The 20621-nt window shown below is 72.1% G+C and carries 15 protein-coding genes; all 15 read right to left on the reverse strand.

The features are described from left to right. Genes ACLZN2_RS12050 through ACLZN2_RS12120 form a run of 15 tightly spaced genes read right to left on the reverse strand, consistent with a single transcriptional unit; the run spans position 1 to position 20607 of the window. Positions 1-1284: a DUF4910 domain-containing protein gene (locus ACLZN2_RS12050; protein ID WP_416978387.1), complete on the reverse strand. Its 1284-nt coding sequence runs from the start codon at positions 1282-1284 to the stop codon at positions 1-3. Further along, positions 1272-2297, reverse strand: a complete 1026-nt coding sequence (locus tag ACLZN2_RS12055) for an NAD-dependent epimerase/dehydratase family protein (protein ID WP_416978388.1) — start codon at positions 2295-2297, stop codon at positions 1272-1274. The genes ACLZN2_RS12050 and ACLZN2_RS12055 overlap by 13 nt, the downstream gene beginning before the upstream one ends. A gap of 3 nt (positions 2298-2300) precedes the next feature. Next, on the reverse strand, positions 2301-2948 hold the full coding sequence (locus tag ACLZN2_RS12060) for a PIG-L deacetylase family protein (RefSeq protein ID WP_416978389.1): 648 nt from the start codon (positions 2946-2948) through the stop codon (positions 2301-2303). Further along, a complete protein-coding gene (locus ACLZN2_RS12065; RefSeq protein WP_416978390.1) occupies positions 2945-3745 on the reverse strand; it encodes a glucose-1-phosphate cytidylyltransferase in 801 nt (266 codons plus the stop codon). The genes ACLZN2_RS12060 and ACLZN2_RS12065 overlap by 4 nt, the downstream gene beginning before the upstream one ends. Further along, a complete protein-coding gene (locus ACLZN2_RS12070; protein ID WP_416978391.1) occupies positions 3742-4977 on the reverse strand; it encodes a class I SAM-dependent methyltransferase in 1236 nt (411 codons plus the stop codon). Before ACLZN2_RS12070 ends, ACLZN2_RS12065 begins: the two co-directional genes overlap by 4 nt. Next, a complete protein-coding gene (locus ACLZN2_RS12075; RefSeq protein ID WP_416978392.1) occupies positions 4974-6191 on the reverse strand; it encodes a glycosyltransferase in 1218 nt (405 codons plus the stop codon). Before ACLZN2_RS12075 ends, ACLZN2_RS12070 begins: the two co-directional genes overlap by 4 nt. A 2-nt stretch (positions 6192-6193) precedes the next feature. Next, entirely contained in the window at positions 6194-7438 is a 1245-nt protein-coding gene (locus tag ACLZN2_RS12080; protein ID WP_416978393.1) for an O-antigen ligase domain-containing protein, read from the reverse strand. A 1-nt stretch (position 7439) separates the two neighbouring features. After that, on the reverse strand, positions 7440-8969 hold the full coding sequence (locus ACLZN2_RS12085) for a right-handed parallel beta-helix repeat-containing protein (RefSeq protein WP_416978394.1): 1530 nt from the start codon (positions 8967-8969) through the stop codon (positions 7440-7442). Positions 8970-8985: 16 nt separating this feature from the next. Beyond that, positions 8986-10953, reverse strand: coding sequence for an alginate lyase family protein (locus tag ACLZN2_RS12090; RefSeq protein WP_416978395.1), 1968 nt, complete (start codon positions 10951-10953; stop codon positions 8986-8988). Beyond that, positions 10950-13136 carry a bi-domain-containing oxidoreductase gene (locus ACLZN2_RS12095; RefSeq protein WP_416978396.1) on the reverse strand — a complete coding sequence of 729 codons (2187 nt, stop codon included), beginning with the start codon at positions 13134-13136 and terminating at the stop codon, positions 10950-10952. Before ACLZN2_RS12095 ends, ACLZN2_RS12090 begins: the two co-directional genes overlap by 4 nt. Positions 13137-13162: 26 nt before the next feature. Next, positions 13163-15109: an asparagine synthase (glutamine-hydrolyzing) gene (gene asnB, locus ACLZN2_RS12100; RefSeq protein WP_416978397.1), complete on the reverse strand. Its 1947-nt coding sequence runs from the start codon at positions 15107-15109 to the stop codon at positions 13163-13165. A gap of 3 nt (positions 15110-15112) precedes the next feature. Next, positions 15113-16633: a Wzz/FepE/Etk N-terminal domain-containing protein gene (locus ACLZN2_RS12105; protein ID WP_416978398.1), complete on the reverse strand. Its 1521-nt coding sequence runs from the start codon at positions 16631-16633 to the stop codon at positions 15113-15115. Further along, positions 16630-18006 carry a Wzz/FepE/Etk N-terminal domain-containing protein gene (locus ACLZN2_RS12110; RefSeq protein WP_416978399.1) on the reverse strand — a complete coding sequence of 459 codons (1377 nt, stop codon included), beginning with the start codon at positions 18004-18006 and terminating at the stop codon, positions 16630-16632. The genes ACLZN2_RS12105 and ACLZN2_RS12110 overlap by 4 nt, the downstream gene beginning before the upstream one ends. After that, positions 18003-19289 carry a glycosyltransferase family 4 protein gene (locus tag ACLZN2_RS12115; protein ID WP_416978400.1) on the reverse strand — a complete coding sequence of 429 codons (1287 nt, stop codon included), beginning with the start codon at positions 19287-19289 and terminating at the stop codon, positions 18003-18005. Before ACLZN2_RS12115 ends, ACLZN2_RS12110 begins: the two co-directional genes overlap by 4 nt. Beyond that, positions 19279-20607 (reverse strand): nucleotide sugar dehydrogenase, encoded by a 1329-nt coding sequence (locus ACLZN2_RS12120; protein ID WP_416978401.1) that lies wholly within the window; start codon positions 20605-20607, stop codon positions 19279-19281. Before ACLZN2_RS12120 ends, ACLZN2_RS12115 begins: the two co-directional genes overlap by 11 nt. Between the last annotated feature and the right edge of the window lie 14 nt (positions 20608-20621).

Raw genomic sequence — 20621 nt, forward strand, 5'->3', positions numbered from 1 at the left:
TCACGCCTTGATCAGTTCGGCGCCGCGGAGGGCGTCGGCCGCGGCGGCAACCGTGTCGAACGGCAGCCCGGACCGCTCGGCGACGTCCAGCAGACTGTGCTCGCCGTCGGAGAGGCTGAGCACCCAGAGCATGGCCATCTGGGCCTCTTTCGTGTCGCTGCGCCCGCCGAGCGCGTCGTACAACCCGCGTCGGCCCAGCTGTGGTTCGCCGTAGGGGCTGAGGTTGACGTACCGCCGGTTGCGGTCCAGGACGGCGAACGCCTCGCGGCAGACGGCGAGGGTGTCCGCCATCGCCTCCGGGGAGACGAAGTCCAGGTTGTCCGCCGAGGTGTGGTACTCGGGGTAGCCGGCGTACGGGGTCCGGCTGAGCGAGCCCACGCCGAGATCGAACCCGGGGGAGCAGTACTGCCGCTCGTCGTAGCCGTACGGGGTGAACTCGGCGATGTGGTGCGGGCGTTCGGAGGCGGCCAGCACATGCCGCAGCACCCGGTCGATCTCCGCGTCGCCGCGCCTGCTCCGCTTGTACGTCAGCCGGCCCGGGTCTCCGGCGCAGGCCAGCACCAGCCCGTGCTTGACCCGTTCCACCCGCTCGGCGTTGCGGGCCAGCCAGGTGATCGCCCCGATGGTGCCGGGCGCGAAGATGAACCGGTAGGTGTGGTACGGCGTTTCCCGTGCCAGCGCGCGGGCCAGGAACGTCGCCACGGCGATACCGGCCAGGTTGTCGTTGGCCAGCGACGGGTGGCAGACATGGCAGGAGACGATCACCTCGTCGGCGACCTGCCCGGGGACCACGTGCTCGCCGTAGGTGAGATGGCCGTCGGCGAGCGTGGAGTCGATACGCACCTCGTACTCGCCGTCCGGCAGCGCGTCCAGGGTCTCCTGGGCCAGGCAGAACCCCCACTCCGGCTGGTAGTAGCTGGTGCGGTACGGCACCCAGGACGGATGGTCGGGCAGGGTGTGCAGGTGCGGGCGCAGCTCGGCCAGCGGCATGGTCGCCGACACCGGCACGCTGTAGCCGAGCACGTGCAGGCTGGACGCGGCGAAGTCGACGACCCGGTTGCCGGAGGAGTCGGCGATGTACGCGTCCCGGATGTTCCACTCCTGCGGCACCGTCCAGTCGAGCACCTGGGTCCCGGTCGGCACCTCGTGCACCGTCAGCGGGATGTACTCGCCGACGATGTCCAGGGTGGCGCGCACCCCGTCGCCGGTGATGCTCCGGCACAGCGGGTACATCCGCTCCACCAGTTCGTGCATCTCCTCGCCGGGCGTGGTCACGGGCGCCACCGCAGGGTGTCGTCCACGGCGCCCGCGTCGGAGGCCGCGCGCAGCACGGCCAGCCGGGTGAAGCGCTGCTCGAAGTCCTCCTTGGTCAGCCCGTGTTTCCGGTAGGCGTCGGCGAGGTCGAGCGCGCCCTGCTTCACCGTCCACTCGCAGTCGAAGCCGGGTACGGCCGTGCGGAACCGGGAGAAGTCCACACGGTACGACCGCGGATCGGCACCGTTCTCCCCGGTGATCCTCACCTTCGCGCCGGACACCGCCTCGGCGACCTGCTCGGCGATCTCGGCGACCGTGACGTTGTTGATCTCGCTGCCGATGTTGAACGCCCGGTCGTGCACCGCTTCCCGGGGCCCGGTCAGCGCGGCCGTGAAGGCCCGCGCGATGTCGGCGGCGTGCACCAGCGGACGCCAGGGGGTGCCGTCGGAGAGCACCAGGACCTCACCGGACAGCAGCGCGTGGCCCACCAGGTTGTTCAGCACGATGTCGGCGCGCAGCCGGGGCGAGTAGCCGAAGGCGGTGGCGTTGCGCATGAACACCGGGGTGAAGTCGCCGTCGGCCAGCGCGTGCAGGTCGTCCTCCACGCGCACCTTGGACTCCGCGTACGGGGTCACCGGCCGCAGCGGGGCGTCCTCGGCCACCAGGTCGTCACCGCCCGCGGCGCCGTAGACCGAGCAGGTGGACGCGTACAGGAAGCGCCGCACTCCGGCGTCGCGGGCCAGCCGGGCCAGCCGTACGGACGCGTGGTGGTTGATGTCGTAGGTGAGTTCCGGCGCCAGCGAGCCCAGCGGGTCGTTGGACAGCGCGGCCAGGTGGATCACGGCGTCGACCCCGGCCACGTGCTCGGCCGTGACATCGCGCAGGTCCACCCGGTGCCCGGGCGGGTCCGCGGGCGTCGGGCCCAGCACACAGTCGGCGAACAGTCCGGCGTCGAGCCCGACGACCTCGTGCCCGGCGGCCGCGAGGACGGGGGCCATCACGGTGCCCAGGTAGCCCTGGTGTCCGGTCAGCAGTACGCGCATGGTTCAACCCCCCAGGTTGAGCGTGAGTTTGGTGACGGCGAACGCCTCGGCGTAGCGCTCGTGGCATTCGATACCGCGGATCCGGGCGAGACCCAGGAAGGCCTCCCGGTCGTACCAGGGCCGGTGCCGCTGCGAGGCGTAGTGCTCCTGCAGCAGCCGTACCTTCTCTTCGGCGATCGCCGTCGACAGCGGCTGGTACGCCACCGGGCGGTCGAGGTCGCCGTCCCACTTGACGATCTCGTAGCCGAGCACGAGGTGGTCGCGGAACGCGGTGGGTATCAACCCGGCCAGGCCGCGGTGGTCCTGGTGGGCGTCGTCGGTGCGCGGGGCCAGCACGAGATCCGGCTCCGTCCCCGCGCGCAGCTCCTCGACCGCGCCCTTGGCCTCGTCCCAGTGCGCGGGCAGCCGGCCGTCGGGCAGCTTGTGCACGGTCAGCCGCAGATCGGCGCCCGGGCAGAAGGCGGCGAGCGCGGCCCTCTCCTCCTGCTCCCGCTCGCTGCCACCGCCGGAGAGCACCAGCGCGTCGACGCGGAGACCCGGCCGCGCGAGGCACATCGTCAGCAGGGTGCCGCCGGCGCCGATGGCGATGTCGTCGCAGTGCGCGCCCACCGCGACGATCCGGTCCGGGCGCCCGGCCCCGAGCCGGATCACGCCCTCGCTCCGGCACTCGCGCCGTCGTGTTCCCACACGGCCCACGGACGGTCGCCCCGCGCGTAGGCCTCGTCGAGCGCGGCCCGCTCCTTCACGGTGTCGGTCGGCTTCCAGAAGCCGCGGTGCTGGTGCGCCACCAGCCGCCCCCGCTTGGCCAGTTGGGCGCAACCGTCGGCGACCAGGTCCCCGTTCTCCGGGATGTGGTCGAAGACCTCCTGGCGGAGCACGAAATAGCCGCCGTTCTCCCACAGCGGCAGTTCGCTCACCGCGGTGATGCCCCCCACCAGGCCGTCCTCGCCCAGCTCCACGCAGTGGAACGAGGACTGCGGCGGCACCACCATCATCGACGCACCCGCGTCCCGCCGGGCGAACCGGTCGATCATCTCCGGCAGCGGGGCGTCGGTGAGCACGTCGGCGTAGTTGGCGAGGAACATCTCGTCGCCGTCCAGGTGGTGGCGCACCCGGCGCAGCCGCTCCCCGATCGGAGACTCGATGCCGGTCTGCGCGAACGTGATCGTCCAGTCGGCGATGTCGGTGGACAGCAGCTCGGTCCGCCCGCCCCGCAGCACGAAGTCGTTGGACGTCGTCTCCTCGTAGTTGAGGAAGAAGTCCTTGATGTGGTGCGCCCCGTAGCCGAGGCACAGGATGAACTCCGTGTGCCCGAAGTGCGCGTAGTAGCGCATGACGTGCCAGATCAGCGGTCGCGGACCGACCATCGCCATTGGCTTGGGGACGTCGTCCGCGGCACCGCTGCGCATCCGCATCCCGTAACCGCCGCAGAACAGAACGACCTTCATCGCTTGACCTCGACAATGCTCAGTTCCGGGATGGGAAAGACCAGTCGGCCGCCCCATTCGTGCACGAAGGACAGCTGCTCGGTCAGCTCGGCCCGCAGGTTCCACGGGAGGACGAGGACGTAGTCGGGCTTGTCGGCGGCCAGCTGCTCGGGCGGCAGGATCGGGATGCGGGTGCCCGGGGTGAACCTGCCGTGCTTGTAGGGGTTGCGGTCGACCGTGTACGCGAGCAGGTCGGGACGGATGCCGCAGTGGTTGAGCAGCGTGTTGCCCTTGCCGGGGGCGCCGTAGCCGACGACCGTCTCACCGCGCTCGGCCGCCTCGATGAGGAACCGCAGCAGGTCCCGGCGCACCTTGGCCACCCGGGCGGAGAACTCCGTGTACCCGGACAGCTCCTGCAGCCCGGCGGCCTTCTCCCGGGCCAGCACGTCGGCCACCCGCCCCGTCGGCTCGCCCGCCACCTCGGCCGGGCGGGCCCACAGCCGGACGGAGCCGCCGTGCGTGGGCAGCAACTCGACGTCCACGAGCGCGAGTCCGCCGCTCGCAAGGGCCCGGATCGCGGACGCGACCGTGTAGTACTGGAAGTGCTCGTGGTAGATCGTGTCGTACTGGTTCTCCTCGATCAGGGTCAGCAGGTGCTGCACCTCGATGGAGATCCAGCCGTCGTCGGCGACCAGGGCGCGCAGCCCCCGGGTGAACCCGACCACGTCGGGGATGTGGGCGTACACGTTGTTGGCCACGACCAGGTCCGCCGGGCCGTGCTCTTCCCGGACGGCAGAGCCGGTCTCCGGGGACAGGAACTCCGTGAGCGTGGGCACACCCGCGTCCCGTGCCGCGGCGCCCACGTTCACCGACGGCTCGATGCCGAGGCAGCGGATCCCCCGGTCCACCACGTGCCTCAGCAGGTAGCCGTCGTTGCTCGCCACCTCGACCACGAACGCGTCGGCGCCGAGACCCAGCCGCGCCGCGGCGCCGTCGACGAACGTGCGCGCGTGCTCCACCCAGGAGGTCGAGTACGAGGAGAAGTACGCGTACTCCTTGAACGTCTCCTCCGGCGTGATCAGCGGAGGGATCTGTGCGAGCCAGCAGTCCGTGCAGACCCGCAGGTGCAGCGGGTACGCCGGTTCCGGCTGGTCCAGTTGGTCCGCGGCGAGGAAGCTCTCACATGGTGGCGTCGCCCCGAGATCGACGACGCTCACCAGCGCCGCCGAGCCGCAGAGTCGGCATCGTGTCATCTACTGCCCCCCATTGATTCCGTCCGACCCGCGATCGCGGTGCGGTACTCCTCCACCAGGCGCTCCAGGCCGACGGCCGGGCTGAAGCCCCGCTCGTAACGGCGCCGTGCCGCCCGGCCCATCTCCTGGTTGACGGCCGACTCGCCCGCGATCCTCCGCAGGCAGGACGTGAGCGAGGCAGGCTCGCCCGGCCGGTGCAGCAGCCCGGTCACCCCGTCCTCGACGAGTTCGACGAAGGCGCCGTGACCGGCGGCGACGACCGGGACCCCCGCCGCCATCGCCTCCACGACCACCAGCCCGAACGCCTCCAGCCACGTGGAGGGAGCCACCACGGCGACCGACCGCGCGAGGGCCTGCCGGCACTGCGCCGGGTCGTACAGGCCGACGTACCGCACGTCGTCCCGGCCCGCCGCCCAGGCGGTCACCTCCCGCTCCAGTGGCCCCGCGCCGGCGATCACGAGCGGCACGCCCACACCGCCGCCGGCGGCGATCTCGTCCCACGCGGCCATCAGCAGCCGTACGCCCTTGGCCTCCGCGAGCCGCCCGAGATAGAGCAGCTGCTCGCCGGCGCCGGCCCGGACGACGCCCGGCTCGGGCACGAAGTTGTGCTTCACCGCCAGCCGCTCGGCCGGCATGCCGGCCCGCACCAGGACGTCGCGCTGCGCGGCGGAGATGCAGAAGAACCGCTCCACGCCGGACCACCACCGCCGCCGGTTGACCGACATACTGACCGCGAGCGGCACCGTCGCCAGCCGCGAGCCCCGGTAGCAGCCGTGCCGGACGGCGGGCAGCGGTGTGGACCCGACGCACTCGGAGCACGGCCGCCCGTCCCGCTGCAGCGTGCCGGGCGGGCAGACCTGGGTGTAGTTGTGCAGCGTGGCGACGGCGGGCACACCGGCGTCGGCGCAGGCGGCCAGCACCGCCGGCGACAGGAGCGGGAAGACGTTGTGGACGTGCACCACGTCCGGCCGCTCCGCGCGCAGCCGGGCGGCGAGCTCCGTACGGACCGCCGGGTTCCACGGCACCAGCAGCGGCAGCGCGGCCTTGGCCGGCAGGGACCGGGTGGCGATGTCGTCGCTGCGCCGCTCGAACACCTCGACCCGGTGGCCGGCCCCGCGCAGCAGCGCCACCTCCTGGTCGACGACGGTGTTCTCCCCGCTCGGCTGCGCCGAGGCGTAGCGGTTGTGCACTACCAGGACGTGAAGGCCGTGCATGCTCAGGTCACCTCCGATCTCTGGGCCCATCGCGGGACGCGTTGTCGAGGGATGTGGGACGTCGGGAGCGGAGCGGCCGCGGCAGGAGTCGCCAGCAGCGAGGCGGCCACGGCCAGGTGCAGCAGATACGGCGAGGCGTCGCCCAGCCCGGCCTCGGTGTACGACGCGATCGCGCAGTAGCTGATCAGGAAGATCGCGCAGGCCCTCGACAGAGACGGGGGCCGCAGCAGCGCGACGCCGCCCAGCACGATGATGATCGCCGCCACCAGGGCGATGCCGGTCACGCCCTGCTCGTTGTAGACGGCCAGCCAGCTGTTGTCGATCGGGAGCCCGCCGAAGGACTTGTCGCCCAGGCCCGTGCCGAACAGCTGCTCCGTGGTCGTCCGGGGTGCCGCCAGCAGGGCGTGCCAGACCTTGGCCCGGCCGGTGAGGCTGGCGAAGTTCTCCTGGCTCTGTCCGCGCAGGAACCACGCCTGGAGGGCGGAGCTGAACCCCACCGCGGCCACCGCGGCGGACAGCACCGCCCAGGAGAAGAGCCGGCGGGCGGCGGCGCTGGTCAGGACGAGGGAGGTGATCGCCAGCACCAGCGCGATGATCAGGCCGAGCGTCGCCGTGCGGGTATGGGTCAGCGCGAGCAGGACGAGGGAGGGCACGATGACCACCGCCGCGCTTCTCCGGTCGGTCCGGCGGCCCAGGAGGAGCAGCACGGTGAGCCCGATGATCACCGCGGCGTACTGTCCGATCTGCGGCGGGGTGAGCGGCCACAGCGCGCCGACCAGCCGCCCGCCGTAGAGCTCGGGCAGGGCGGCGCCCGGTGAGACGACCAGGCCGGCGGCCACCGACCCGAGCACCGCGAAGTACATCCGGATGTGGTGCCGGACGAACGTCGTGCCGCCGTCCCACCAGCGGCTGAGCAGCCACAGCGTGCCGATGAAGAGAGCCAGCCGGGCGCAGCGGAACAGCGCGCCGACGGCCCCCTGGCCCACGCTGGAGATCAGGCTCGGCACCAGCAGGAGGGTGAGCAGGAACACGTAGGCGCTGGCCCGGACGCGCACCCGGGGGTTGACCAGGAGCGCCAGCGCGAACGCGGCGACCAGCGAGCCCATCGTGACCATCTGGATGAGGGAGCGGGGCAGCGGGACGATGGTCCTCGCCCCGGCGGAGCCGAGGGTGTTGAGGACGAGCAGCCCCCAGACCGTCCCGACGATCTTCGACGTGTGGTCCGTGTGGGTGTCCGCGGATCTCATCTCAACCACCGTCCCCTGCGCGGAAGGTGCTGCCCGCGTCCTGCCGGTACGGCGTGGCCCGCCACTGCTTGACGTCGACGGTCCGGCTCGCGTCGTGGACGACGAAGGTCCAGGGTCCGACGTAGACGTTGTCGTGCCAGCGGTTGTGCTGGTCGTCGGTGATCGCCTCGGCCACCCGCTCGCCCTGGTACGGCGACCAGTCCGGATAGGTGCCGTAGTTGGACAGCACCGCCATCCGGTCGCACTTCACCGTGCAGTCGACGACGGACTTGTCCAGCACGAACCGGTTGTCGTGGATGTCCACCCGCTGGGTCTTCCACCGGCAGTCGGAGTAGAGCGGGGCTTTGGCGATCGCGGGCTGCGCGCAGCGGCCGGTGTTCTTCACCAGCAAGGTGCAGTCACCGGACGACGTGTTGGCCGGGCTGTTGCAGAACCGGTCGGCGTTCTCCCACAGGGTGATCCCGGACCAGTTGTTCTCCAGCACGTTCCGGTCGATCTCGATCTTGTTCGTGCGGGCGCGGATCCGCGGCTCGCCGCCCGACTCGGAGACGTAGACCGTCGCGAACGGGAAGGTGTCGCCATCGGCGGCGTAAGCGCGGCCCTCGACCCAGTTGTTCCGTCGGATCGTGTTCTTCCGGATGACCGCGTTGTAGCTGATCTCGTAGATCAGCGCGGCTCCGTCGTTGTCCTCGATCAGGTTGTTCTCGATCAGGAAGTCGTTGTTGTTGGTGTCCGCCCACAACCCGGTTCCGCGGTTGTCGTGCACCCAGTTGCCGCGTACGTCCGCCCCGCCCACGGCCCAGAACTTGACGCCTCCGCTGCAGCCGCAGTCCGGCCGCCGCCGCTCCCAGTCGCCCGTGTTGTTGCCCACGATCTCGTTGCCCTCGACCACCAGATCACGGAGGGCGCCACCGCCCTTGTACGCGTTCATGCCGTACTGGCCGTTGTCGCGCAGGCAACTGGCGCGGACCCGCTGGCGGGCACCGGCCATCAGCCCGGCGCCGGAGTTCCTCTGGATCGTCGCGTGCTCGATCACCCACCCGTCGGCCGAGTCGTGATTGACCACGCCCTCGTCACGGGGCGCCATGAACCCCTGGACGGTCAGGTGGCGGATCGTGACGTCGGGGGCGGTGCCGCCGAACGCGTAGTGGTTGCTCCTGCGGCCGTCGAGCACCGCGCCCGGCGCACCGAGGTAGACGTCCCCCTCCTTGGGGATCACCTGGTCGTAGCGGTCCGACAGGAGCGTGTGCTTGCCGGGCCGAAGCCAGAAGGTGGTGTGCGGCGGGCTGCTCTCGGTCTTCGCGGCCAGGTCGCCGGGCACCGCCGGGTCGACCGTCACCGCGCCCGCAGGCGCCTTCGCCGGCCCGGCCGGGGGCTTGGCGCACACGCGGGCCACGGACGTGGAGGTGGAGGGCGCGGTGGTCGGCTTCGGCGCGGCGGCGGACGTGCTTCTCTCACAGCCGGTCGCCGCCAGCAGAGCCAGCGCCAGCGGTGCCGCCGACCACGCCCGGTGCCGCCACTTGATCCCCACGCGGCCTCCCCCCTGCCTAACCGTGGAACCCGAGTACGGTGGTGAACCCCCGCGTGCCGACGGCGAAGCCGGTGCCGATCAGCACGGTGGTGGGTTCCTTGCGTCCGAAGCCGGCGGAGTACCAGCCCAGCGGCGGGTCGCTCTCGCCGCGGTGGGCCCGCCAGCTCAGCTCCTCGGGCAGGTCGAGCGCCGCGGAGCGGTCCTCGCCGTCCCGGGTCCAGGTGAGCCGCGCCCGGTTCCCCACCAGGTCCGCGGTGACCGCCGGGCCGAGGTGGAACACCAGCCGCACGGCCCGGCGCGGACCGCGCACCTCGTCGACGATCCTCAGCTGCCGGCTCGCGGCCGTCAGCTCCACCTGGCGGCGGTGCACGGAGGGTTCGTAGCCGTCGTGCTCGGCGCACCAGCGGGCCACCCCCTCGTCGGCGGTGTCCGCGACCAGGACGCGGCTGCGGGCGTGCCGGGTCCACAGGAACGGGCCGCCGGAGACGGACTGGTCACCGCCGTCCAGTTGCAGGGTGTTGTGGCCGAGGGTCGACCGGAAGTACCGCCGCCACTCGGGCTGCCCGTGGTAGCAGTACGTCCCCGGGTCGGCGAGCACGTCGACCCCGTCGTGCCGGACCTCCACGGACAGCGCGTCCGCGTGGGCATGAGCGGCGATGGACAGGAAGCCGTGCGGACCGCCGTCGCAGCGGCACCAGATCTCCGGCCTCTCGTCCTGACCACGCAGGATGGTCATGCCCGCGTCGGCGAAATGGGCCGGTCGGTCCGCCGGGCGGGACACGGCCGACGCGGTTCCGTTCTTCGTGTACGGCCGGACGAGCGCGGCGAGCAGCGGGGTGCGCACATCGGTGCCGGTCACCGCCGGCCACCAGGGGAGCCGGCCGAACACGGCGTCCCCGGTGGCAAGGAGCGAACCCCAACGGTCGGTGCCCGCGCCGTCCACGACCAGACCGTGCCCGTCGTCCGCGTCCCCCTGGCGCGGCGGCCGCAGCCGGCTGTCCACGACGGCCGCGAGCGCGTCGGTCATCCGCAGCAGCACCAGCCGGACCGTCGCGGGGACCGGCACACCGGCCGCGTCCGCCTCGGCCAGCGCGGCCAGGCCGAGCTCCAGCACCAGTCCGTGGTATTCGGTGGCCAGCTCGCGGTTGAGACCGGAGAGGAAGGTGTTGGCGCGCAGCTGCCGGTCCAGCGACCGCAGCGCGTCGGCCCGCCAGCGCGCCGAGGACGGGAACCAGCCGAACGCGCAGGCCGCGGCGAACTGCCCGGCGGCCTCGGCGACGACGTGGTTGTTCGCCGAGGACCCCCGGCTGGGGAAGGCGGCCAGCCAGCGCTGGTGGTGCCAGATCTGCTGGAGCGCCACCGGGTTGTCCTCGAACAGGGCGGCCGCGCCCGGCCAGCCGTCGAGCAGCCGGCGGATCCACACCCAGGACAGCAGCCGGATCCCCAGCTCGATGCCGCTGGTCCAGTGCACTCCGCGCAGCGGCGGGTTGGCCGCCCACCACGACCTCAGGTGCTCGGCGACCCGCTCGGCGTACCGCTCGTCCCCGGTGACCGCGTAGGCGGCGGCGAGCACGGTGAGGTACTGATGCCGGGACGGCTCCCAGATCTGCTTGATGTCCCCGACTGTGTCCTCGTCGCGGTACGGCACGTCGAAGGCGTAGCCCCGCGGAGCCCGGCGCCCGGTCTTCGGGTCGTACGACCAGTCCGGGTCGGCCAGGTCGTCGCGGTCCACCCCGAAGAACTCGGCGTGCCCGTCCATCAGCCGGTCCGCCTCGGCGACGAGACGTTTCGCGGCGTCCGCCGGCACCGCGGCGATCGTCCCCGCGGGCAGCACGGCGGTGAACCGGGCGCCGGTCACGCTTGGGCAGTCGGGCGGCGCCGACCGCCATCGCCGTCTGCGCACCGTGTCACCCGCCCGGCCCGCGACCTCCCGTGGCCCCATCCGGGACAGGCGTCGCAGGTACCAGCCCGCGCTCATGGTCATCGCGCCCGCTCCAACGTCACCGGCGCACCGCCGGCCAGGCCGGCCTGTACGGCGAGGGTGGCCGCCGTGGTGGCGACCAGCGACTCCAGCGGCACCGGCATCGGCCCGCCGGTCCGCACGGCCTTGACGAACGCGGCCAGTTCGGCGTTCTGGCCCTTGTCCCGCGCCTTGGGCAGCCGTGAACTGACCCACTTCTTACGGCCGTACACCGAGGCGCGGACGAAGTCGTCGAGCCGCAGTGCGCGGCCGTCCGCGACCAGGTCCAGCGTCTCCTTGGGGAAGCCGGCCGGGCCGGTGGTGACGTAGCTGATAGTGGCGGTGGAGCCGTCCGGGTAGCGCAGCACGACCTGGAGGTCCTCGGTGCCGGACGTCGCGGTCGCGTACACCGAGACCGGGTCGGCGTCCAGCAGCCAGCTCGCCGTGTCGATGAAGTGTCCGCCCTCGCCCGCGAACCGCGAGCCCTCGGAGCCCTGTTGGAGGTACCAGCTGCCGTGGTCGAGGCGGCCCGCGTTCACCAGGTAGCGCAGGCTCGCCGGACCGGTCCGGGCGCCGAACCGCTGCCTGGCCTCCTGCAGCAGTGGCGCGAACCGGCGGTTGAAGCCCACCTGCAGCCGGTCGTTGCCGGACTCCTCCACCGCCGCGAGTACGCCGGCCAGCTCGTCCCCGGTGAGCGCCAGCGGCTTCTCCACGAACACCGCCTTGCCCGCCAGCAGCGCCTTTCGGGTCAGTTCGGCGTGCGAGCTGTGCCGGGTGACGACGAACACCGCGTCGACGGCACTGTCGCCGAGCACGGCGTCGAGGTCGGTGGTCGCCTCGGCGAAGCCGAACTTGCGCTGCGCGTTGGCCGCGGACAGCGCCGTCGTGGTGACGACGGTCGACAGCTCGACGCCGTCGCGCTGTGCCAGGTGCGGCAGCAGCATCGACGTCGCGTAGTTCCCCGCGCCGACGAACGCCAGCCGTACCGGCGTCCTGGCGGCCCGGGCCGGACCCGGCTTCATGCTTTTGGTGGACACAGCCACCGTGGGCACGGCCACCGCCGGAGCCGCCGCTTCCATCCCGTGTTCGGGGTACCGGAACAGCACGGCCACGGCCTTCAGTTCGCCGTCCTTCAGGCGCCGGTACGTCTCCACGGCGTCGTCGAAGTCGGCGACGTGGGAGACCAGGGGCTCCACGTCGACGCGGCCGCGGGCGACGAGGTCGAGGAAGCACGCCAGGTTGCGGCGCTCGGTCCAGCGCACGTACCCGATCGGGTAGTCCCGCCCCTGAAGCTCGTACTCCGGGTCGTAGCGCCCGGGGCCGTAACTGCGGGAGAACCGTACGTCGAGCTCTTTCTCGTAGTACGCGTTCCACGGCAGGTCCAGCCGGCACTTGCCGATGTCGACGACCCGGCCGCGGTCCCGGCACAGCCGCGCCGCCAGCTCGACGGGCTGGTTGCTGCCGCCGCCGGCGGCCAGGTACACCTGGTCCACGCCGTGACCGGCGGTGAGTTCGGCGACGGCGGTCTCCACGGCAGCGGAGGCGGGATCGCCGCAGGCCGCCGCGCCCAGGCGCTCGGCGAGCTCGCAGCGCGCCGGGTCGGGGTCGGCCCCGACGACGCGGACTCCCGAGGCGGCGAGGAGCTGCACCACCAGCTGTCCGATCAGCCCGAGGCCGATGACCAGCGCCACCTCGCCGAGCCGTGACTCGCCCTGGCGGACGCCCTGCAACGCGATCGACCCGACGGTGCCGAAGGCCGCGTGCCGCGGCGCGAGGCCGTCCGGCACCGGGGCGTAGAGGTTCTTCGGCACCCAGTTCAGCTCGGCGTGCAACGCGTGCTCGTTGCCCGCGCAGGCCACGAGGTCGCCGACCTTCACGTCGTCGATCCCGGCACCGACCTCCTCGACCACCCCGCACAGCGAGTAGCCCAGCGGTGTGTAGGAGTCCAGCTTGCCCATCACCTTGCGGTAGGTGGCGGGCACCCCGTTGGTGGCCACGCTCTGCATGACCTTGGCCACCTGGTCCGGCCGGGAGCGTGCCTTGCCCACCATCGACATGCCGGCCTCGGACACCTTCATGAGCTCGGTCCCGGTGGAGATCAGCGAGTAGGCGCTGCGGACCAGCACACCGCCCGGCTTGCACCCCGGCACGGGCACGTCGAGCAGGGCCAGCTCGCCGCTCTTGTAGTTCTGTACGACCTGTTTCACCCGAAGTCCCCTAAGTCCCCTTGTTTCTAAGCCGTTTTCGACACTGTCGAGCCGGCGCTCCGGCCGGCCCCGGAGGTCGCGTCGCGATACCAGTACTCGAGGGTCAGCACATGCCACAGATGTTTGGAGAAATCCTGCTGTCCGGCGGCGTCCTCGGCGACCATGCGCGCCAGCGCGTCGCGGCGCAGGAACCCGGAGCGGACGAGCTCGCCGTCGTTGACCACCTCGCGCACCAGCGGTGCCAGATCCCGGCTCATCCAGGCCCGCAGCGGGGCGCTGAACAGGCCCTTGGGCCGGTACACGATCTCCCGGGGCAGAATCGAGGTGGCCGCCTCCTTGAGGACGGCCTTGCCCTGCCGTCCGACGATCTTGCGGTCACCGGGCACCGCGAACGCCGCCCCGACCACCTCGACGTCCACGTACGGCACCCGCACCTCGGTCGAGGCGGCCATGCTGGAGCGGTCCGTGTAGGTGAGGTTCAGGCCCGGCAGGAACATCCGGGCGTCGCCCAGGCACATGCGGTTGACGAAGTCGTCGAGGTCGTTGTCCCGGTAGACGTCCGCGTGCTCGGTCAGCACGTCCTCGACCGCCTGGGCCAGGTCCGGATCGATCAGGGCGAGCAGCTCGTCCCGGTCGTACATGGTGTAGCTGCGCCGGAACGCGGTCTCCTCCGGCAGATCGGCGAAGGAGAGGAACCGCTTCGCGAAACGCACCGACCGGTACCCGCGGCGGCTCGTCGCGACCGGCAGCCGGTCCACGGCCGCGGACAGGCCGCGCCGCAGCGGGCGCGGGACACGCTGGTAGCGCAGCGCGATCAGGTTGGCCAGGTGCTTGCGGTAACCGGCGAACAGTTCGTCGGCGCCCATCCCCGAGAGCATCACCTTGACCCCGGCCTCCCGGGCGGCCGAGCAGATCAGGAACGTGTTGATCGCGGCGGGGTCGCCGATCGGCTCGTCCAGGGAGTACGTCATCCGCGGCAGCAGGTCGAGCACGTTCGGAGCGATCTCGATCTCGTGCAGGTCGACGCCGAACCGCTCGGCCACCTGCCGGGCGTAGCGCAGGTCGTCCGGCATCGCCTCGAACCGGGCGTCCTCGGCGCGGAACCCGATCGTGTAGGCCGAGATCCCGGGCCGGTCGCGGGCCGCCAGCGCGGTCAGGTAGCTGGAGTCCAGACCGCCGGAGAGGAAGGTCGCCACGGGTACGTCGGAGAGCAGATGGCGCCGGGTCGACTCCTCGACTACGGCGGCCAGGTCCGGCAGTTCGCCGGCCCGGGCCCGCTCCCGGCCCTCGGCGGCGACGTCCTTCAGCTGCCAGTACCGGCCGCGCTCCACCCGGCCGTCGGGCCGGCACCTCAGCCAGCTCCCCGGCGGCAGCTTCTCCGCCTCGCGGAACGCGCACCGTGAGTCCGGCACCCAGTAGTACAGCAGCGAGGCCACCAGCGCCGCGTGGTCCACCTCCAGCCTGCCGCCGGTCGCGACGGCCAGCGCCTTCAGCTCGGACGCGAACACCAGACCCTCGCCGCGCCGCAGCAGGAACAGCGGTTTGATGCCCAACTGGTCGCGGGCGAGCACCAGTTCACCGGTCCGCTCGTCGAAGATCCCGAACGCGAACATGCCGCGCAGCCTGGGCAGACAGTCCGTGCCCCAGCGCCGCCAGGCCTCAAGGAGCACCTCGGTGTCGGAGGTACCGCGGAAGCGCACCCCGGTCGCCGCCAGCTCGGCTCGCAGCTCGGGAGCGTTGTACAGCTCGCCGTTGTACGTCAGGACGAGGCCGTCCGAGACCATCGGCTGGGCGCCGGTCTCGGACAGGTCGATGATGGCCAGCCGGCGGTGCCCGAGGTGCACCTCGCCGTCACCGACGGGGTGGCTGTACCGGCCCGCCCCGTCCGGACCGCGGTGGGCGAGGGTGTCGGTGAGCCGGTCCGTCACGGCCTTCCCGTCCGGCCATCGGTACGTGCCTGCGATGCCACACATGTGCTACCGCGCCTCCTGGTCGCTGTCCGGGACCCGTGCCGCCCACATCGGCAGCCGCTCCGTCCCCCGCCGCCCCGTCCCGTTCTGCCGGGCCAGCCACTCGATCTGACCGCGCAGCGCGGTGTGCAGCCCGTCCCACAGCGTGCCGTCGGTCCGGTCCCGCGGATCGGGGTCGATCAGCACCACACCGATCACCGGAATGCGCTGGTCCGCGAGTTGCCGCGCCACGGTGTGCAGCCATGCGGCGCTGCCGTGCCCGGCACGCACGACGAGCACGGTCTGCGTGCCGAGGTACTGCAGGTCGGTCCACGCCGTGCCGGGTGCCACCGAGCCGACGCCGATCCGGCGCTCCTGAGGTGACAGGGCCGCGGCACCCTCGCCGCGGACCACGGTCGGGTCTCCCGGCTTGGGGCGGCGGCCCGCGAGCTGCCGGCCGGGCAGGCCGTCGACGACGACCACCGGCCCGTCCGCCGCCAGTTCCCGGGCGAGGGCCAGGGCGATCACGCTCGTGCCGCGCGCACACCCCAGTTCCAGCAGCGACACCGTTTCGGCGGAGCCGCGCACGGTGCGGGCCAGGGACGTGGTGAGCCGTTCGCGCGCCGCCCGGATCCGTCGGCGCTGCCACAGCCCGCCCGACCGGCGGGGCAGCTCCGCGATGACGGAGGCGCCGAGGTTCGCCGCGATCTCCCGGCGCAGCACGGGACGGTCCGCCACCACCGCGCCGACCGCGGCCACCGCGATCCCGAGGAAGAGCCCGAGGAACAGCCCGATCGCGGCGTCGGTGGCAGCCGCCTTGGGCAGCGAGCGCCGCACCGCGTACGGGGCGTCCACGATCTGCGTGCCGGCCACGAGCCGGGGTGTGCCGATGCTCGCCTCCGCGGCGCGCTGGCCGAAGTCGGTGATCTGCGAGGTGAGTTCGGCCCGGCGGGCGTAGAGCGACTCCAGGTCCGCCGACGACTCCGGCCCGCCGGCCCCGCTTCCGTCCCCGATCGCCTTGTTGACCTGGGCCAGTTGGGCCTTCAGCTGGTCACGCTGGTCGCGCAGGGCCTTGGCCTCGGCGTCCGCGGTCTCCTGGATCCGCCGCACATGGTCCGCGACGAACGCGTCGGCCAACGCCTTGGCGCGGGCCACCGCTTCGGCGTCGCTGTCACCGGTCACGGTGATCTGCAGCACGTTGTTGGTCAGACCGATACCGCTGTAGTCCTGCATGAAGTCCTCGGCCTTTTCCCGGGACTCAAGGGACTTGAGGGCCTTGTCGGCGATCCGGGTGGTCTGCAGCAGCGCGACGTCGGTGCGGATCAGTGTTCCGGGGTCGTTCGGCTGGTCCTCCTCGTGCGCGACCAGCACCTTGGTCACCGCGGTCGGCGGCTGCGGCAGCAGGAACGCCACCGCCGCGCCGACGAGCAGCCCCAGCACCGCGAGGGAGCACCAGAGGCGGCGCCGTCTGCGCACCGCCGCCACCAGGGCCTGCAGATCGAGCAGCGGAGCGGCGGCCGACGACTCCGCGGTCGTACTCGTCGTCACCCTGTGACCCCCGTCGCGTCGTCCAGTGCGCCGTCGAGGTCGGCGAGCGCCGGTACGGTGGCCTGCCGGGGGTGGTCGGCGGACCGCGTCGCACGGACCGGACCGGCGAGGACGATGCCGACGACCGCGTGCCCCGCGTCCGCACACGCCTCGGCGATGCCGGCGAGTTCCCCCGCGGTCCAGCTGCCGGCGCTGAGCACGACCAGGGCACCGGACTCGTGGCCGCGGTCCGGCACCATCGGCCGGGACACCGGAACCGCCACCGCTCGCAAGCGCGGATCGCCTCCGGCCTCGACGACGAGCTCCCCGGCGGCCAGGCGGGCGATCTCGTCCCCCTCGGGGAAGATCACCAGCAGCCGTCGCGGGGACGGCAGTTGGTCCTGGAGACGGGAGCACACCCGCCGGTAGCGGATCCGCCTGCTGGCCTCGTCGCCGGACGTCTGCGGGGTCGGGATGTCCCAACGGACGTCGAGGCCCACCAGCCGGCGGATCCAGGCCCGTGGGCCAGGGCCTTCCGTCCGGTGCGTGGGCCGTCGGACGGGTACGTCGACGGTACCCAGCAGCGCCGAGCCCAGCGCCGCGGCGATCTCCGGTTCGCCGCGCAGCCGGCGGCTTATCCGCGCGGCGGTGAGGTGGCCGACGACCGCGAACAGGAAGAAGAGCAGCGCCCCGCCGGCGATGAGCTGCGTCCTCGTCGGCGGTGCCTCGCCGGTGGGCCGGGCCGCCGACCCCATGACGACCATGTTCTTCGCCTCGTCGTCGGCCGGGTCGGCCTCCTTCAGCGTGCTGATGGCCTCCCGCAGCGCGGTGCGCAGCTTCTCCAGCTCGGTGCGGGTCTGCACACTCTCCACGGTCTGTCCCGGATCGGCCGCGTCGGCCAGCCGGCTGATGCGGCGGCTGGTGTCCTCCACCGACTGCTGAAGCGCGGCGAGCTCCTCCGCGGCCCCGGGGTCGGCGCTCTCGCTCGCGATCCGCGTGGCGTAAGAGACGAACTCCTTGGCCACCTGGTCGCAGAGGCGCTGTGCGCGCTCCGGGGTGTCGGCCGTGCCGGAGATCTTGATGATGTTCCCGTCGGTGGCCTTGGCGCTGACCTGGTCCCGCAGGTCGCTGCCGCTCACCCCGGTCCAGTCGAGCGTGGCGGCCGCGCGGTCCACCACCACCGAACTGGTCGCCACCTCCGTCTGCGTCAGCAGCTCGCGCTCCTCCCACGTCCCCGGCAGCAGCACCGATGCCGAGGTCGTGTAGCGCGGCGGAAACAGCACGGAGGCGCCGTAGCCGACGAGCGCACCCACCAGGGCCAGGATGGTGAGCAGCCGTCGGCGCCGACGGATGATCCGCCCGATCGTGACCAGGCGTATGGTGTCGTCGATCAATGGTGCGGCCCTTCCCCTTCCCCTGCCCCGTCCGGGTCGCGCGCCGGCACCCGGGCCCGGTCACGGCAGGCGGCGGCGTAGGCGGCGAGCAGCGACGCCTGCGAGTTCCGCCAGGAGAGCGGCCCGCTGATCCGCTCCTGGCCGATCTTGCCCATCAGGGCCCGCTTCTCCGGATCGTCCAGCAGCAGCGCGATGAGCCCGGCGAACTCGGCCTCGTCGTTGGCGGGCGCGTAGACGGCGGCGTCACCGGCGGAGACGCGCGCCTCCCGAAGGTCGAACGAGACGACCGGCCGGCCCATCACCATGTACTCCAGGACCTTGTTCATGGTCGACACGTCGTTGAGCGGATTGCGCGGGTCGGGGGAGAGGCACACGTCCGCGGTGGACAGGTAGCGCACCAGGTCGGCGTCCGGAACGCGCCCGGTGAACCGCACCTGTTCCGAGAGCCCGAGCCGCCGGGACAGCTCCACCATCGCGTCGAAGGTGTCTCCGGCCCCGACGAACACCGCGTGCCAGTCGGTCCGCCCGTACTCGTCGCGCAGCTTCGCGAGGGCCCGCAGGGCGTAGTCGACGCCGTCCTGCGGCCCCATGACACCGAGGTAGCACAGCAGATGAGGCTTGCCGCGCTTCAGCTCCGGCTCGGGAGGTACGGGGTGGAAGCGGTCGATGTCGGGCGCGCTGCGCACCACGAAGACGTCCTCCGGGCGTCGCCCGCCCCGGCGCACCGCGACGTCCTTGTAGCTCTCGTTCGTGGCGAGTACGACGTCCGCGGCCCGGTAGGTCCGCCGTTCCAGCGCGCACACGGCGCGGTAGAGCAGGTCCTTGCCGCGGTCGAACCGGGAGAGGTAGAGCTCGGGCACCAGGTCGTGCTGGTCGAAGACGAACCGCGCCCCGCGCCGCTTCAGCCACAGCGCCGGAAGGAACAGCAGGTCAGGCGGGTTGCAGGCGTGGACGACGTCGACCGGGCCGACCTTGCGGGCGAGCCGGAGCGTGTGCCACAGCGCCGTTCCGTACTCCCGCAGATAGCCGGCCGGTCCTCCGGTGGCCGCGCGCAACGGGTAGCGGTGGATCCGCACCCCGTCGATCTCCGCCTCCGGCTCCGTGTCCCGCTTGCTCCCCTGCGGGCAGATGACGTGCACCGTCCAGCCCGCGTCGCGCAGCGTCGTGCACTCCTGCCACACCCGCCGGTCGAACGGCACCGACAGGTTCTCCACCAGGATCAGCGCGCGCCGGCCGTGCCGGTCGCCGCCGGCCGTGTCACCGAACGATGTGTCACCAAGCAAGGCCCATGTACCCCGGTTCGGTCCGGCGCGTCTCGGCGTCGGGAAGGCGGATGAGGTCGACGATCACCGGGCCGTCGCCGCCGTGGGGCAGCGCCGACAGGACGGCCGGATCCCTGGTCCCGACCAGGCACACCTCGGCGTGTTCGAGCACCTCGTCGACGGAGTCCGCGAGGAGCTGCGCGAGGTGCGGCAGCCGGGTCTCGATGTACTCGCGGTTCGCGCCGAGCAGCCGGGACAGGCTCACGTTGGCGTCGTAGATCTTCAGGTCGTACCCCTTGCCGAAGAGCCTCTCCGCCAGCTCGACGAGCGGGCTCTCGCGGAGGTCGTCGGTGCCGGGTTTGAAGGACAGCCCGAACAACCCGGCCCTGCGTCTGCCGGTGCGCTCGACCAGCTCCACCGCGCGCTGGAGGTGGTCGGAGTTGGAGGGCAGCACATGGGACAGGATGGGCACCGAGACGTCGGCCCGCTGCGCCGCGTGGACCAGGCTGCGCAGGTCCTTGGGCAGACAGGAGCCACCGAAGGCGAAGCCGGGCCGCAGGTAGGCGGGGCTGATGTTCAGCTTGCGGTCGGCCAGGAACACGTCCATCACCTGGTGCGAGTCCACGCCGAGCGCCTGGCACACCGCGCCCAGCTCGTTCGCGAAGCCGATCTTGAGGCCGTGGAACGCGTTGTCCGCGTACTTGATCGCCTCGGCCGTCGGGACCGGCACCCGGAACACCTCGCCGGGCAGGCCGTCGTACAGCGCCAGCACCGCGTCGCCGCTCTCCGGGTCGAGCTCGCCGATGACGGTCTTGGGCGGGTCGAAGAAGTCCCGCACGCTCGTGCCCTCGCGCAGGAACTCCGGGTTGACCGCGACCCCGACGTCCACCCCGGCGGTGCCGCCGACGTACTTCTCCAGGATCGGTACCAGCAGGTTCAGGCAGGTGCCCGGGAGCATGGTGCTGCGGAACACCACCGTGTGCCGGCCCCCCTGCTTGGCCCCCTCGGCCAGCGCGGCGCCGATCTCCTCGGTGACCCGCTCCAAGTAGGTGGTGCACAGGCTGCCGTTGGGCTCCGACGGCGTGCCCACGCAGACCAGCGACACCTCACTTTCCATGATCGCCTCGCGGACGTCGCCGGTGGCGCGCAGCGCTCCGGTCCGCACGACCTCGGCGATGAGCTCGCCGATCCGCTCCTCGACCACCGGGGCCTTGCCGTCGTTCACCAGGTCGACCTTCACCTGGTTCACGTCGACCCCGATGACCTCGTGTCCCATGCTGGCCAGGCACGCGGCCGACACACAGCCCACGTAGCCGAGGCCGAAAACGCTGACTCTCATGACCCGTTCCTCCC

It is taken from the genome of Streptomyces sp. T028, assembly GCF_048159505.1.
Classification (GTDB): Bacteria; Actinomycetota; Actinomycetes; order Streptomycetales; family Streptomycetaceae; genus Streptomyces.

Excerpts from the sequence above, each read along its gene's own strand:
- asnB (WP_416978397.1), bottom strand. The coding sequence starts at position 15,109 with ATGTGTGGCATCGCAGGCACGTACCGATGGCCGGACGGGAAGGCCGTG.
- ACLZN2_RS12090 (WP_416978395.1), bottom strand. The coding sequence starts at position 10,953 with ATGACCATGAGCGCGGGCTGGTACCTGCGACGCCTGTCCCGGATGGGG.
- ACLZN2_RS12080 (WP_416978393.1), bottom strand. The coding sequence starts at position 7,438 with ATGAGATCCGCGGACACCCACACGGACCACACGTCGAAGATCGTCGGG.
- ACLZN2_RS12070 (WP_416978391.1), bottom strand. The coding sequence starts at position 4,977 with ATGACACGATGCCGACTCTGCGGCTCGGCGGCGCTGGTGAGCGTCGTC.
- ACLZN2_RS12065 (WP_416978390.1), bottom strand. The coding sequence starts at position 3,745 with ATGAAGGTCGTTCTGTTCTGCGGCGGTTACGGGATGCGGATGCGCAGC.
- ACLZN2_RS12075 (WP_416978392.1), bottom strand. The coding sequence starts at position 6,191 with ATGCACGGCCTTCACGTCCTGGTAGTGCACAACCGCTACGCCTCGGCG.
- ACLZN2_RS12120 (WP_416978401.1), bottom strand. The coding sequence starts at position 20,607 with ATGAGAGTCAGCGTTTTCGGCCTCGGCTACGTGGGCTGTGTGTCGGCC.
- ACLZN2_RS12055 (WP_416978388.1), bottom strand. The coding sequence starts at position 2,297 with ATGCGCGTACTGCTGACCGGACACCAGGGCTACCTGGGCACCGTGATG.